We start from the raw sequence: 1,060 nt of genomic DNA, 5'->3' as shown, positions 1-1,060 counted from the left end.
CAATGAACTCGCCAAGGGTGCGCATTCCAGACATGTTATTTCCCTTAAACTTCGCTGAATAATGTTGGGGGAGTTTGAGCTGCATCTCTTGATCGGATGTGACGAAGGTTATCGTTTGCGCTCCCAATAAGTGTAAGGTTTAGATCTTATTAATGGTAATGAAGTAACCGACGCAGATCTCAATTTGTATGTCGAATGAAACCGGTTAGATTACACGAAGAGGTTCGATAAAAAGTGGCTGAAAAAACAGCGTTTGCTTCAACCCAACAGCAAAAACTGAGCGGCATGTGGTACAAGGCCAATAATGCTGCTCGCTTTTTCTAACGGTTATCATGATAATGAGAACGAGAAAAAACAGTCTGATGGCAGGATTCAATTTATGCATATTCATATCTTGGGAATTTGTGGCACTTTCATGGGTGGTGCTGCGATTTTAGCGCGACAGTTGGGCCACAAAGTGACCGGCTCTGACGCCAATGTTTACCCACCAATGAGCACCTTGCTCGAGCTCTCAAGGCATTGAAATTATTGAGACTTTGACCTTCTCAGCTCAATCTGCGCCAGACTTGGTGGTAATGMATGCCATGAGCCGTGGTAACCCTTGTGTTGAATATGTGTTGAATCACAACCTGCGTTATACCTCTGGGCCGCAGTGGCTGCAGGAGTTTTTGTTGCATGACCGCTGGGTGCTCGCGGTATCGGGCACGCATGGCAAAACCACTACCTCGAGCATGCTGGCGTGGATTTTGGAAGATTGTGGTTACCAGCCGGGATTTCTTGTTGGTGGCGTGCTCGGTAACTTCGGTGTCTCCGCGCGTTTAGGCGAAGCAGTTTTTTTGTCGTTGAAGCCGACGAATATGACAGTGCTTTTTTCGACAAGCGATCTAAGTTTGTGCATTACCATCCTCGCACCTTGATCATGAATAACTTAGAGTTTGATCATGCAGACATCTTTGATGATCTTGAAGCGATCAAGCGACAATTTCACCACTTAGTGCGTACTGTTCCTGGTAATGGCCGTATTTTGGCGCCCAAGCAAGACGTCGCATTAGCGGATGTG

At 46.5% G+C, this 1,060-nt stretch carries 1 pseudogene; it reads left to right on the top strand.

Annotated features, from left to right (window positions below):
- Window positions 1–379: 379 nt before the first annotated feature.
- Window positions 380–1,060: pseudogene (gene mpl / locus CIK04_RS24075) on the top strand (UDP-N-acetylmuramate:L-alanyl-gamma-D-glutamyl-meso-diaminopimelate ligase); the annotation flags it as partial.

The sequence above is a fragment of the Vibrio sp. 03_296 genome (genome assembly GCF_002265885.1).
The sequence above is the reverse complement of the archived record's forward strand: the minus strand, read 5'-3'. Positions and strand labels throughout refer to the sequence as shown.